The 14,315-nt window shown below is 39.7% G+C and carries 13 protein-coding genes; 10 read left to right on the top strand and 3 right to left on the bottom strand.

Features of this window, described 5'->3' with window-relative positions; genetic code table 11:
* Positions 1-3 precede the first annotated feature (3 nt).
* The 3 genes from EPU_RS03225 to EPU_RS03215 all read right to left on the bottom strand — a co-directional run bounded on the left by EPU_RS03225 (position 4) and on the right by EPU_RS03215 (position 2,620).
* Positions 4-474 (bottom strand): PTS sugar transporter subunit IIA, encoded by a 471-nt coding sequence (locus tag EPU_RS03225; protein WP_330360214.1) that lies wholly within the window; start codon positions 472-474, stop codon positions 4-6.
* 12 nt (positions 475-486) lie between these two features.
* The gene (gene ulaG / locus EPU_RS03220; RefSeq protein ID WP_010166722.1) at positions 487-1,557 is read right to left on the bottom strand and encodes an L-ascorbate 6-phosphate lactonase; all 1,071 of its coding nucleotides are present in this window, start codon (positions 1,555-1,557) and stop codon (positions 487-489) included.
* 301 nt (positions 1,558-1,858) lie between these two features.
* The gene (locus EPU_RS03215; RefSeq protein ID WP_010166721.1) at positions 1,859-2,620 is read right to left on the bottom strand and encodes a DeoR/GlpR family DNA-binding transcription regulator; all 762 of its coding nucleotides are present in this window, start codon (positions 2,618-2,620) and stop codon (positions 1,859-1,861) included.
* Positions 2,621-2,910: 290 nt separating this feature from the next.
* Between EPU_RS03215 and EPU_RS03210 the strand changes: the two genes are divergently transcribed.
* From EPU_RS03210 to EPU_RS11370, 10 genes are all read left to right on the top strand, one after another.
* A complete protein-coding gene (locus tag EPU_RS03210) occupies positions 2,911-3,591 on the top strand; it encodes a transaldolase family protein (protein WP_029487910.1) in 681 nt (226 codons plus the stop codon).
* A 24-nt stretch (positions 3,592-3,615) separates the two neighbouring features.
* Entirely contained in the window at positions 3,616-4,473 is an 858-nt protein-coding gene (locus tag EPU_RS03205; protein ID WP_010166717.1) for an NAD(P)-dependent oxidoreductase, read from the top strand.
* Positions 4,474-5,136, top strand: a complete 663-nt coding sequence (locus tag EPU_RS03200) for a DUF4867 family protein (RefSeq protein WP_010166715.1) — start codon at positions 4,474-4,476, stop codon at positions 5,134-5,136. It abuts the gene before it with no gap.
* A gap of 18 nt (positions 5,137-5,154) precedes the next feature.
* Positions 5,155-7,143: an alpha-glucosidase gene (locus tag EPU_RS03195; RefSeq protein ID WP_029487909.1), complete on the top strand. Its 1,989-nt coding sequence runs from the start codon at positions 5,155-5,157 to the stop codon at positions 7,141-7,143.
* Positions 7,144-7,875, top strand: a complete 732-nt coding sequence (locus tag EPU_RS03190) for a sulfite exporter TauE/SafE family protein (protein ID WP_029487907.1) — start codon at positions 7,144-7,146, stop codon at positions 7,873-7,875.
* A 15-nt stretch (positions 7,876-7,890) separates the two neighbouring features.
* The gene (hpfH, locus tag EPU_RS03185; protein ID WP_010166704.1) at positions 7,891-8,823 is read left to right on the top strand and encodes a (2S)-3-sulfopropanediol dehydratase activating enzyme; all 933 of its coding nucleotides are present in this window, start codon (positions 7,891-7,893) and stop codon (positions 8,821-8,823) included.
* Positions 8,824-8,850: 27 nt separating this feature from the next.
* A complete protein-coding gene (hpfG, locus tag EPU_RS03180) occupies positions 8,851-11,325 on the top strand; it encodes a (2S)-3-sulfopropanediol dehydratase (protein ID WP_029487905.1) in 2,475 nt (824 codons plus the stop codon).
* Between the two features lie 18 nt (positions 11,326-11,343).
* On the top strand, positions 11,344-12,480 hold the full coding sequence (locus EPU_RS03175; protein ID WP_010166702.1) for an iron-containing alcohol dehydrogenase: 1,137 nt from the start codon (positions 11,344-11,346) through the stop codon (positions 12,478-12,480).
* Positions 12,481-12,550: 70 nt separating this feature from the next.
* On the top strand, positions 12,551-13,882 hold the full coding sequence (locus tag EPU_RS03170; RefSeq protein WP_330360213.1) for a hypothetical protein: 1,332 nt from the start codon (positions 12,551-12,553) through the stop codon (positions 13,880-13,882).
* 18 nt (positions 13,883-13,900) lie between these two features.
* The coding region (locus EPU_RS11370) for a MarR family transcriptional regulator (protein WP_010166699.1) at positions 13,901-14,315 on the top strand (415 nt) is incomplete at its 3' end.

Genomic DNA, 14,315 nt, shown 5'->3' with positions numbered 1-14,315 from the left:
GGGTTACTCCTCTAGTTGCGCCGCAAAGTATTGATCCAATTTTAGCAAATCTTCTACATTTTTGGCTTCCAACATCTTTTCTGTAAAGTCCTCAAGGCTTAAGAGTTCTGCCAATTTTTGCATATTTTCCATATGTTGGTCATTRTTTTCGGAAGCCAACACAAAAAACAGCTCTGCATCTTTGTCGGGATCGCCYGCTTCAAACGAAACAGGTTGCTCAACCTTCATAAAGCAAATAGCAGTTTGGTTAACTCCTTCGGCACCTTCTTGAGAGTGTGGCATGGCAATGTGAGGTGCTAATACGATATATGGTCCGTATTTCTTAACGGACTCGATCATGGCCTCGATATATTTAGGCTCGATAGCACCTTCGTCGATCAGTGGTTGCGCTGAAGCRAATAGAGATTCCTCCCAGCTATCAAATTTTTGGTGAAAAGAATATCTTTTKGCATCTACTAACTCTTTTAATATCATAACGACTCCTTTCTATAACATGGAACGGAACGGAAGGTCTGGCTCATGAGCAAACGCATCTTGAAAACCTCTGTCATACATATATTGTAGTTTATCTTTGTCTTGTGGCCACATAAACATTCCGCCAACTTCTAATATAAATGGCTTAAAAGCATATTGCAGTCTGTGGCGTCTCATTTCCCACAAAGTTAAGATTTCTGCAGGGTCGGCCTTAAAATTGGTCCAGATGTCGTGGTGGATAGGTATAACCACTTGGGTATTTAAGCACTCCGCCATTCTAAGGATGTCGATTGCAGACAATTTGTCGGTCATTCCTCTAGGGTTTTCGCCAAATGAGCCTAGGGCAACATCGATTTTATAGTCATTCCCATGTTTTGCAAAGTAGTTAGAGTAGTGTGAATCTCCAGAGTGATACACGTTTCCTCCAGGCGTGTTAAATAAATAGTTTACTGCCAAATCATCCATATCTTGTGGCATGTTATTTGTGAGAGCTCCCACCGCGTGCCCGTGAGCAGTAACTAATTCTGTTCTGTCAAAAGAATCTAATGCAACGATTTCTATATCTTTGACCTGAATTTTGTCTCCAGGACGAACGGTAACGCATCTATCTGCAGGTACGCCCCACTTGAGCCAAAGGTCAACGCAAGATTTTGGCCCGATAAATTTAACATCTGCAGAACAATTTTGAATCACTGCCGCGGCAACATTTTCGTCGATGTGATCGCCATGGTCATGCGTTGCCAACACTGCGTCTAAATTTTTTATTGCAAAAGGATCAATAACACAAGGGACATTTCTTAAATTAGGTTGTAATTTTTCGCAACCAATCATTCGTCTATGCTGATGCCCAGGCGCCATTAGGCCATCTCCGTGAGAGCGCTTGCCGGTCTTAACCCACAAATCGACTAATACGTTGGCATTGCTTTCAGACTTGAGCCATAATCCAGTGCATCCAAGCCACCACATCGCGACGCTACCTTTTGGAACAGTTGTTTCGTCGATCTCTTCGTTTAACCAAGTGCCCCATTCTGGAAACGTGCTCAAAATCCAACTTTCTCTGGTAATTTCATTAACTTTGCTCATATTTTCCCTCCGCATAATTAGATGTTAAAGCTCAAAAAACTAACTAGTTGATATGTAATACATATCCCGTATTCAATATTAAGTGTATTGAACGTTGTAATGTATATTTTAAGGCTCTTATGTTTGTTTGTCAACTTAATTTTAGATGCTATCGTAATTTTATGAATAATAGATAAGTTTTAAAATGAAAAATAGATAAAAAAATTAAATATATTCTAAAAAAATTCATGAAAAAATAAAAACGCTCATAAAAGACAAAATTCCTAGAGATATATCTGTAACAGCATTTTTTTTCGTGAAATTATACAATGATTACAGGTATATTTACTTTTTCGAATCCATTACGATCAACCTCTGTGATTTCGGAGTCAGTTATTAAGCAAGAAATCTGGTCGATAGAGCCGCTGGAAAAATTATTGGGTTTTAGTATTTTGTAACTTTCGGCAACGATATAGATGCTACCCTGAGTTTGGGAAATCATTTCTTTGTTGATTTGCGTTTCTTGCATAATGGCGGTACTGATGCCAGTGTTATAATCGATGCCGCTAACTCCGAGGAAGCATTTGGAGGCAGAGATATTTTTTAAGATATGTGTAGCAAAGTCTCCAATCATCGATTGTTTGCCAGGATTGATTTGTCCTCCGGTAAGCATAACTTCTATATTATAAGGAATGTTTTTGGACAAGATATTTCCATTATTAGTCACAACTATAACATGTTTGTCATTTATATAGTCCAAAATATTTAAAGCAGTAGAGCTCGAGTTGATAAAGATAATATCATCTTCTTGAATTAGTGTCGCGGCATATTGAGCAATGCGTTCTTTATTGCTAGAGAGTTTGTTGGGCTCGGAAGAATATGAAGGAGGTAAGATTAGTGTGGCGCCACCGTAATGCCGAATTAAGAGGTGCTGCTCTTCGAGATATTTGAGATCGCGTCGAATAGTTAGAGGAGAGGTATTCAGTAACTTAGATAGCTGATCATTGCTTATTGAAGGAGTGGTTTTTAAATATTTTATAATATCGTTGCGGCGTTTATTAATAATTGATTGAGGAGTTTTCATTCCAAAATTCCTTTCTGAATAAATTGTATTTTTGGTTTAATATTACAAATTTTGATAAGTATATCATATTTTTGGGAACATTTACAAATAAGATTGTTATAAAACGTATTTACTTATAGGGTATATCACTAAAAATAGTACACAAATTTTAGTAATAATATTTAGTGATAATAGAGAAAAACGAAAAAATAGAAAAATATAGTTGCAGGAAATATTTTCTTGTGGTAATATTGCTTTAGTTAATAGAATTAATTAATTGTGATAGTAAATATGATGAATTGGAGGCAATTATGAAATATTTTTTAGATAGCGCAAAAATTGAAGAAATTAAAGAAGCATATAACACGTTTGGAATCGATGGGGTAACCACAAACCCAAGACATATTCAACTTAGTGGCAAACCGTTTTTAACAGTRGTCAAAGAATTGGCCGACTGGGTTAAAGAAGAAGGTTTAGAGGGTATCGATAGATTTCCAATCTCGGTAGAAATTAATCCGCATCTGGATAATGCGGAAGATATGATTACGGAAGCTAAAAAAATTGCAGCTATATCCGAGAACTTTGCTATTAAAATTCCATCAACTGCTGCAGGAATAGAAGCGTCAAGGAAGTTGGAAAAAGAAGGYATYAGAACAAATGTAACTCTCGTATTTTCTACTGCTCAAGCGATTTTGCCAGCAAAGAATAATGCGTTATTTATGTCTCCGTTTATAGGTTGGAAAGAGGCAAACGGTGAAGATTGTAAAAAGTATATTGAAGATATTGTAACTATATATAATAAATTTGGATATAAAACTGAGATAATCTGTGCCGCCATTCGAAATCCAAAGCAAATCGTAGAATGTGCCGTTGCGGGGGCGCATATCGTTACTACCGCGTTAGACGTTTACAAAGATGCGATGAAACATCCATTTACAAAYCAGGGACTAGACACTTTTATTGCTGCATGGGATAACACAATTACAGAATAAAATTAGTAAAAGGAGTTAACTATTATGAAAATAGGATTTATTGGACTTGGAATAATGGGAGAGTCCATGAGCGAAAATATCGTTAAAAAACACGATGACGAAGTTTTTGTATTCGACTATGTTGCGGAGAAAGTGGCATTGCTAAAATCTAAAGGGGCGATCCCATGTGATAACGCAGTAGAGTTGGCAAAAAAATCTGATCTAATCATTTCTATGGTTCCAAAATCAGAGCATTCAAAGCAAGTATATACCGAAATTTTACCCGCGTTAGATGCCACCAAAATTTGTATTGACATGAGCACGATAGATCCATCTGTTTCTATAGAAATATCAAAATTTGTTAAGGCAACTGGGGCAGAATTTATAGATGCGCCAGTGGTTAAGTCTAAGGCTGCTGCAATTTCGGCAACTCTCGGAATATATGTCGGAGGAGACATCGCAACGTACGAAAAGGTGAAGCCTATCTTGCTATATATGGGCAACAACACAATACACCTTGGYGACAACGGAAAAGGCCTGGTAATGAAGGTTGCTCACAATGCGCTCGTTTCTCAAATTCAAAATGGTGTGAACGAAACTATAACAATAGCTCTTAAAAATAATATTTCTGTAGAAGATTATGCAACCGCAGTTTCTTATGGCGGTGGTCAAAATTTTTATCTCGATTCGAAAGCAAAGCCTATTGCAGAAAACAACTTTACCACTGCCTTCTCTGTAGAAAATATGGCAAAAGATATTGATATATGCGTAAATTTGGCGGCAGAGTGCGCGGTAAATGTGCCAGGTGTTGAAGTGGCGAAGGCAGTTTACGATAAGTCGCTAGAGCTAGGCTACGGCAAAGAAGATTTTTCTGCGACAATAAAAACTGTACGAGGTGAGTAGATGATTGCTAAGCTGAATTCACTAAATGATGTAGAAGTCAAAGATGTAACGAGCAGTGATTTTAAAACGTACGGAAAAATATTGGATGGCTACGATTTTACTGATCTGCTAGATTTTATGRCTACAACTGAGGTGCCTGCAGAGGGCAATATTTACGTTGCTTCTGTAGCAGAAATGGAAAAATTTCCTATATATAAAACACTGAAAAATACGTTCTATGGTGGAATGGACATTCAAATCGGATATTGTAATGGCAAAAACAGTACCTACAACGGCTTCGAATATCATAAATGTAGCGAAATCAATATTGCAGTAACAGATTTTATGCTAGTACTAGGTCATACATGGGATATGGTAGATAACACGTTTAAAGYGGAAGATGCGGAGGTGTTCTTTGTTCCAAAAGGCACCGCGTTAGAAATGTATCAAACTACTTTGCACCTGTCGCCTTGCAAGGTTTGCGACTCTGGGTTTAAGGATGTCGTAATATTATTAAAAGGAACGAACGATACAACGTTCAAAAAAACCGAAGCAGTCTCGCAAGAAGACGAAATTTTGCTATTCCAAAACAAGTGGGTCATTGCGCATAAAGATAGAGAGCCACTTGTAAAGGCGGGAGCGCACATCGGATTGCTGGGCGAAAATAAAGAGCTGAAATATTAAATATAGGCGGGTGAACAGATGGTAGTAAATAGCGAGTTTAGCTTGTCGCATAATGGGCATATAATTTTAGAGCATACGGATGACTCTCCAATGCTATTTGCAGGAGTGGGAGAAGAAACAGTTGAAATGTATAGGGGTAATTTTGACATTGCAGACTATTTGATCGAGCGCAATAGGCTGAAGTTGACGCAGATTGTGGAAGAAAATGGCAATTATAGGCTAAATTTTGATGATCAGATAGAGGTATATGTGACTGTTACCCACGACAAAGTAACGTTAGATTTTACGCAAATCAATATGGCATTGAACAGGTTTTTTATTAGGCTCAATTCTACTGCAGATGAAAAGATTTTTGGATTGGGCGAGCAGATGTCTTATCTCAATTTAAAAGGAAGAAACTTTCCGATATTTACTTCGGAGCCCGGAGTGGGTAGGGACAAATCGACCTATATAACTTGGCGTTCCGATGTTGAGAACAAAGCTGGAGGARATTATTACAACACGAACTTTCCGCAGCCGACGTATGTGTCGTCAAATATGTATTTTCTGCACGTAGACTCTACTGCCTATGCTGATTTTAATTTTAAGAATGATGCGTTTACGGAAGTGGCAGTTTGGGAGGTGCCAAAGCAGATTGTGATTCAGGGTGGATCGAGCTATTTGGATTTGGTAGAAAAACTCACTGCGTATCTAGGTAGGCAGCCAGAGCTTCCAGACTGGATTTATAATGGCGTGATTTTGGGTCTACAGGGTGGAACAGATCGTACCTTTGGATTACTCGATAAAACGATCGAGCATGGAATTAAGGTTGCYGCTGTATGGGCTCAAGATTGGTGCGGTAAGCGAGTGACTTCGTTTGGAAARCGGTTGCAATGGAATTGGCAATATCATAAAGAGATGTATCCTGAGTTGCCTAAAAAGATTGCGGAGCTGCATAARCAAAATATTAAGTTTCTGGGMTATGTTAATCCGTATCTAGTGAATGACGGACCGCTTTATAAAGAAGGAAAAGATAAAGGATACTTTGCAACCAAGCATGATGGGKCGGAGTATTTGGTAGATTTTGGAGAATTCGATTGCGGTGTAGTGGATCTCACAAACCCTGCAGCATACGCGTGGTTTAAAGATGATGTTATCAAGAAGTATTCGATAGATATTGGAATGGATGGCTGGATGGCCGATTTTGGAGAATATTTGCCAACCGATGATATCAAATTATATAGCGGAAAGAGCGCTATGATCGAGCATAACCATTGGCCAGTGTTGTGGGCAAAGTGTAATTATGACGCTGTGGCAGAAGCCAAAAAAACAGGAGAGATCGTATATTTTATGAGAGCGGGAGGAGCAGGATCGCAAAAGTATTGYCCATTGCTATGGGCAGGAGATCAGTCGGTGGACTTTTCGATACACGATGGGTTGGCATCGACGGTTGTGGCCGCGCTCTCAGCTGGAATGACAGGYTGCGGAATATCTCACAGCGATATAGGCGGGTATACTTCGCTATTTGAGAACACCAGAGATAAAGAACTGTTTTTGCGATGGGCAGAAATGGCGGCATTTACTCCGGTGATGCGAACTCATGAGGGCAACAGACCGGAGACCAATTTTCAGTACTATGATGATGAAGATTGTATGGCAAGATTCGCTAGGCTTGTGGATGTACATGTAATGTTAAAAGACTACATCAAAGCTGCTGTTTCAGAGAATGCGCAAAAGGGAATTCCTGTGCAACGACCACTGTTTATGCATTATCCAGATGATGAGGTGGCATATGAACAGCAATTCTCCTATTTGCTAGGAGAAGATCTGCTGGTGGCGCCGGTATATGAAAGCAATAGAAGTGACTGGAAGGTGTATCTGCCAAARGGTCAATGGGTTCATCTATGGACCGAGAAAGAATATACGCAAGGGTATCACACAGTTGCTGCGGAGCTGGGCTATCCACCAGTATTTTATAAAAAGGAGTCGGCGGCAATATTTAAGGCAATCAAATATGAGGTGAAATAAATGAGTGAAGTTGTAACAACAGGTTTATTTTTTGTGGTTATTCTTCTATCTCATATCATTCATGGAATTACGGGCTTTGCGGGGACTCTCCTTGCAATGCCCTTTGCCATTGAATTGGTAGGAATAGATGTGGCAAGACCAGTTTTAAATGTATTGGCAATATTTTCGGGATTTTATGTATTGGTAAATAATTACAAATACGTAAATTACAAAGAGCTACGAAAAATTGTGTTGATCATGCTGGTGGGAATATTTTCGGGAATATACATAAAATTTCTATTTGTTGGAAACGAAAGAGTTCTAATGATATTTTTAGGAATATTTATAATTTACTTATCAATTAAGGGGTTGTTTATCAAGAAAAAAGAGTATAAAGAAACGAGCGCAATAAAATCGAATGCGYTGCTGGTGTTTGCAGGTATTGTGCACGGGATATTTGTTGCAGGAGGACCTATATTAATAGGCTACTTAAGTGAGAAAATTAAAGACAAGACAGYKTTTAGAGCAACAATTTCGACGGTGTGGATATTCCTAAATACTGTAATACTTGCAGATGATATTAGGATGGGCCTATGGGATGGAGAGCTGCTAAAAATTTTAGCGATAGGAACGCCCATATTGTTTGGAGGAATGTTTATAGGCACAAAGTTGTATCACAAGATGAATCAGGAAACATTTATGAAAATAACATATATTCTGCTATTTATTGCAGGAGTGATAACAATTTTTTAGTAGGAGGAGATTGAAATGCAAGGCATAGTTTTTAATATTCAACATTTTACAATCCACGATGGGCCAGGCATCAGAACAGAACTATTTTTGAAAGGATGCCCCTTGCGATGCGAATGGTGTAGCAATCCGGAGGGGCTGTTGCCAAAGTTGGAGGTGGGAGTATACAAAACTAAGTGCATTGCTAAGTGCGAAGATTGCGCAAAGGCTTGCCCTCAAGGAAACATACTGACTTTTAATCGCGGAAAAATTCAGTCTATAGACAGAGATAAATGTACTGGCTGTTTGGAATGTGCCAAAGCATGCCCGACAGAAGCGATTAGGCAATGGGGCAAGATTATAAATATAGAAGAATGCATGAAAGAAATTTTGAAAGATAAGGGCTACTATCAGCGCTCTGGTGGCGGAGTTACAATTTCGGGAGGGGAGCCACTACTGCAAAGCGAATTTGTGGCATCGGTATTTAGAGAATGCCAAAATGAGGGCATCCATACGTGTGTGGAAACAAGCATGTATGTGACATGGGAAAATGTGGCAGCGGTATTGCCGTATGCAGATATGGTTATTGCAGATATAAAGCACATGAAGGCAGATGTTCACAAAAAATTTACGGGGGTTAGTAATAAGCTGATCTTGGAGAATCTCAAAAAATTGAGTCAAACAGGCAAGGAAATTATTTTGCGGATACCTGTTATTCCAAACGTAAATGAAGATGCGGACAATGTGGAAGCGACGGCAGATTTTATACTAAATGAAATGAGTAATAACATTAGAACGCTACAGTTGTTAAGTTTTATGCATCTGGGAGAAGAAAAATATGAGTCACTGGGAATGCCATATAAAAATATCGATGTGAATCGAACGGCTTTTCAGAAGGTAGTTGCCGAAATAGCAGAGTATATGAATTCTCGAGGGATACATTGCGTGGTGGGGACTAAGGAGAAAGAATAACAAAATCAAATTTTAGAGGTGAATATAATGAGTGCAGTTGGAACACAACCTTTTGATCAAACCTATAGTTTAGGGTATCAAGTCAACCATGAAGATTGGTCACCATTTCCGAGAGTTAATCATCTTAGGCAAAAGTTTTTGGATCGACCATATGATGTGGATGTTGAAAGATTACGATTAGTAACGGAAGCGTATCAGAATAATGAAGATAAACCTAGAAAACTTCAATGTGCGTATGCGTTCGAAAATATTTTGCTGAACACGCAGTTATATATTTATGACGAAGATCTAATTTTGGGCGAAATTGCAGCACCCGCAAAGGCGTCTCCGATCTATCCAGAATTTTCGGTAAAATGGATTATAGACGAAATATTACATTCACCATTTGAAGAAAGATCAAACGATCAATTTTATATCAGAAATGATTCCGATAGAGAAGAAATAGTAGCCCTTTGCAGGTACTGGGAAGGCAAAACTGTGGACGATGCTGTTACCGCAAGGCTCGAAGAATCGCAAACGGTGGGCTCGCAAGTTGGGGACAAGGTGTTTCAAACCAACGTATATCAATATGCAGGCATTGGCCACTTGGCAGCGGATTATGACGTTTTGATGAAAGAGGGCTATAACGGGTTAATCAACAAAGCGACGGCAGCGCGTAAAAAATTATCGAAAAAAGATCCTGAGTATGCAGATAAGCGAGATTTTTATGATGCGATGATAATAATGCTTGAGGCCGCAAAGAAATATATCGCGAGATACGCAAAGCTAGCAGAGGAAAGTGCTATTKCAGAAAAGGATGAAGGTCGCAAGAGAGAGTTGGAAGCGATGGCGGCAAATTGCTATGCTATTGCGGGAGAAGCACCAAAAACATTTTGGCAGGCAGTGCAACTATTCAATTTTGCAACGACGCTGATACAAATAGAAAGCAATGGGCATTCGATATCATATGGACGAATGGATCAATGGCTGCACCCAATTTATGAACAGGATATGCGCAGCGGAAATCTAACGAAAGAGTTTGCATTAGAAATTTTGGAAGTGCAGTTTGTAAAGATGAATAACCCAACAAAACTTAAGGATAAAGGAACTGTATTGGTGCGAAATGGCCGAGGTTTTGGTGGAGAAAGTCTAACGATTGGCGGCATTGATAAAAACGGAAACGATGTAACCAACGATTTGACAATGTTAATATTGGAGGGCTCCGCGCATACACGAATGATGAATCCTTGGGTTTGTGTGCGTATGCATGAGAACACACCGTATGAGTTGAAAGTGAAAGCTGTGGAATGTATTAGGGCAGGATACGGACATCCAAARCTGTTTAATGATGCGCCTACGATTAAAGCGATGATGAGAAAAGGGATGACTCTAGAAGAAGCAAGAGAGTATGTAGTTGTAGGCTGCGTTGAGCCGAGTTTGCCAGGGCAGGAGTTTGGTTGGCACGATGCGGCATATGTGAATACAGCAAAAATGATGGAAATGGTAATAAATGGTGGAAAATGCTTAGATGGTGGAGTGTTCAATAAGCAAATTGGGCCAAATACAGGAACTCTGGAGACATACGAAACGTTTGAACAGGTTTTAGAAAGCGTAGAAAAGCAATTCGATTATTGGTGCGATCAAATGTGTAGCAGCCTAAATATTATCGACGAAGCGCATAGAGTTTGCAAGCCAACGCCATATATTTCGGCTTTCTTTAGCAATTGTATAGAAACAGGAAAAGATCTAAGTGAGGGCGGTGCCAAATACAACGGAACAGGGCCGCAAGCAAGTGGAATCGCGACTTGTGCAGATAGCCTTGCAACGATAAAGCAACTGGTTTTTGATGAAAAGAAATATACAGGTGCCGAGTTACTACAAGCTGTTAAGGATAACTGGGAGGGGCATGARAAGTTGTACGCTATAGTGAATGGATCCAAAGTGCATCATTATGGCAACGATGATGAGTATGCAGATGAATTGTTTAAGTTTATGTTCGAAACTTATTGCAACAATATCAATGGCAGAAAAAATCCACGCGGAGGAAATTATAGTCCTGGTGTATATTCTGTAAACGCAAATGTTGGAATGGGGATGTTTACYAACGCATCGCTGGATGGCCGATTTAAGGGAGAAGCAATCTCGGATAATATGGGCCCGGTGCACACCGATGGCGGCTCTCACGACATATGCGGACCAACGGCAATAGCAAATTCGGTGGCAAAAGTAGATCATAGCCTAGCGACAAATGGGACKCTACTAAATCTGAGATTTCCGCAAGAAGCTGTTGCAGGAACAGAGGGCAGAGATAATCTGGTAAGCTTTATAGACGAATACCTGTCGAGGCATCCGATGCATGTGCAATTTAATATAATGAATGCGCAAACAATGCGTGCGGCACAGAAAAATCCAGAGAAGTATAAGGATATGCTAGTGCGAGTGGCMGGGTATAGCGCATATTTTGTGGAGCTCGGAAAGCCACTACAAAAGGATTTGATACAGAGAACAGAACTACACTTTTAGTAATAGGAGACGAAAATTATGAAAAATTATAGTTTTAAGATACCGCAAAATATAGAATTCGGATTAGGGAGCCTTCATAAGCTAGCAGAAATTTTAGATAAATCGGAGCATGTTTTGTTGATATCCGATAAAGGACTTGCGGCCATAGGGGTAGTGAAAATGGTTGAAGATATATTGGGGCATAGCGGAATTGGGTATACGAAATTTTTAGATGTAAAGCCAAACCCAACTATAGATATAGTGACCGCAGCGACGGAAGCTTTTAAAAACTGTGGGGCCACCAGCATTATAGCGTTGGGAGGAGGTAGCCCCATCGATGTGGCAAAAGCGACTGGAGTGTTGGCGACCTATGCTGGAAAAATTACCGATTATGAAGGCAATCATAAGGTACCAGGGCCGATTGTTCCAATAATCGCAATACCAACTACGGCCGGGACAGGGAGCGAAGTTACTGCTTCTGCGGTTATTACGGATGAGGCAAGAAACTATAAGATGACAGTGTTTAGTTACGAAATGTTGCCCAAGTATGCAATATTAGATCCAAAGCTAATTATGAGTGCGCCGTCACATATAGCAGCAGCCTGTGGAGTAGACGCTCTGATCCATGCAATGGAGGCATATCTTTCTGTAAATGCGACACCGTTTTCTGATGCTATGGCGGAAAAAGCTATGGAGATGATAGGAAGGAGCATCCGTAGATTTGTTGCCAACCGAGAAGATGTAGAAGCGGCTTGCGATATGATGGCGGGTTCGAACTTTGCGGGAATAGCGTTTGCATGGGCTAGACTAGGATGTATACATGCGATGAGCCATCCAGTAAGCGCATATTTTAATGTGCCCCATGGTGTGGCAAACGCAATATTAATGCCAACGGTGATGAGCTATAACGCACTGACCGATAACGGGAGATACGAAAAAATTTATAATTATATATGCAAAGGAAAGGCAAACTACACATCGGCGGTGGATCTGGTATATGAAGTAGAATATCTAAACGAAGATCTGGGTATTCCGCAATCGTTGAGTGAAGTGGGTGTAACGGAAGATAAGATTGTAGCGATGGCAGAAGACGCGGCAAAAAGTGCCAACACACTAGCTAATCCAAGACAAACTACCGCATCAGATATTGCGGAGCTGTATCGAAAAGCGCTATAGACAGGATCTGCAGTATCTGTTTGTGGATGCTGCAAAAAATAAAAATTATATGTCGAGAGAGGAAAATATTATGTTTGAAATGGCTTATATACCAATTGGAGTTCCAACTTTTCATTTAGAGAGTGCGCAAATTGAATTTAATAAATCAATAGAAATGATAAAATCTTTGACAGATGCTTGCATTTTTCCTGATGAAATGCTATTGTCAATGGACAGCCTAGAAAAATTTTTGGCAAAAATAAGTCCGAAATTGGTAGTGGTACAAAATGTTACGTTTGCCAATGCTGCGTATATAACAGAGGTACTGAAGAAATTTGACTGCCCTGTATTGCTATGGACATTGCGAGAGCCTGTAATAGATGGAGGCAGATTGAGACTGAACTCTCTGACTGGAGCATATTCAGCAGGGAACGCATTGCTAAATTTCAGAGAAGGCAATTTTGAGTATATATTTGGCTCACCAGAAGAATCAGAGGTGCAAAATAAAATTGCAGCAACGATAAAGGCTGCGAAAAYAAAATATGATTTGACAAAAACTAAAATTGCATCTATAGGGCATACGCCACAAGGGTTTGGATTTGGACGCGCGTTGGATGTGGAAGTTGCTAAATATTTCGGATCAACATTGGAGTGTATTGAGGCGAGAGAGTTGATTGATAAGGCAAAAACTTTTGCAGATGCGGAGTGCGCAGAAAATTTGGTAGAGTTTGAAAAATCGTGTTGCAATCATGAGGCAATTGATATAAAAAATATGACGGACTTTGCTAAATTGTTGAAGGCGTATAAAGAATATGTAATAGAGAATAATATTCAAGTAATCGCGTCTAGATGCTGGCCAGACTTTTTTGTATCATATGGGACACCAGTCTGTGCGGTATTGTCGATGTTAAACGACTTGGGAGTTGCTGCTAGTTGTGAATCGGATACATTTGGTGCGCTATCTATGTATATTGCAGCAAAATTGAGCGGAAAAGTGACATTTTTTGGAGATCCTGTTTCGTTGGATGAAGAGGAAAATACAATAACCTATTGGCATTGCGGAATGGCGCCTTGCTCTCTGGCAGATGCSGAAAAAGCTAATATAGGAATTCATCCGAATAGAAAAATAGGCCCAGTTATGGATTTCGGTTGCAAAGCAAATGACGTCGCGACAGTATTTAGAATTGGCAAGGACGGCGATGGCAAGTTTAGATTTTTTGTGATGTCTGGAAGTATTTTGGAGAAGCCAAAGCAGTTTCAAGGGACATCGGTTGTGGTAAAGCCTGAGGCAAATAGCAAAGATGTGGTAACGAGAAGTGTAAAAGACGGATGGGAGCCTCACTTTGTTGTGGCCTATGGGGATATCGCAACAGAGCTCGAAATCTTAGCAAGAATGTTAGGGTTTGAAGTTATGAAATATTAATTAAGAGGGGTTATGTAAATGAAGAACATAGGTGGCAATTTAGAAAGGCTGAAAATAAAAAATCGACAACTGATATTGAGGTTGCTAAATAATCATGGAAAGATGTCTCGGAAGCTGATTGCGCAGACAATTTCTCTAACATCAGCTTCTATTACCCAGCTATGTTCTGAAATGATAGCAGAAGGGCTGATAGTAGAGGTTGGAGAAGATGAAACAAGCACAAAAGCTGGTCGTAAGGAAATTTTTATAAATATCAACTATGAAAATCGATACGCATTATGCATCAACATCGAAAAGTTTTCGACCGATATAAGCTTAGCGAATCTGCAGGGCAATGTCATCTTGACCAAGAGGATAAAGACAGCAACGAGAGTGGATGCCGAGATCTTTTTAAAGCAAGTAGCGGATACTTGCTTGGCATTTTTAGAACAAG

Origin of the sequence: Candidatus Epulonipiscium viviparus, from assembly GCF_000171335.1 — a bacterium.
Lineage (GTDB): Bacteria > Bacillota > Clostridia > Lachnospirales > Cellulosilyticaceae > Epulonipiscioides > Epulonipiscioides viviparus.
The sequence above is the reverse complement of the archived record's forward strand: the minus strand, read 5'-3'. Positions and strand labels throughout refer to the sequence as shown.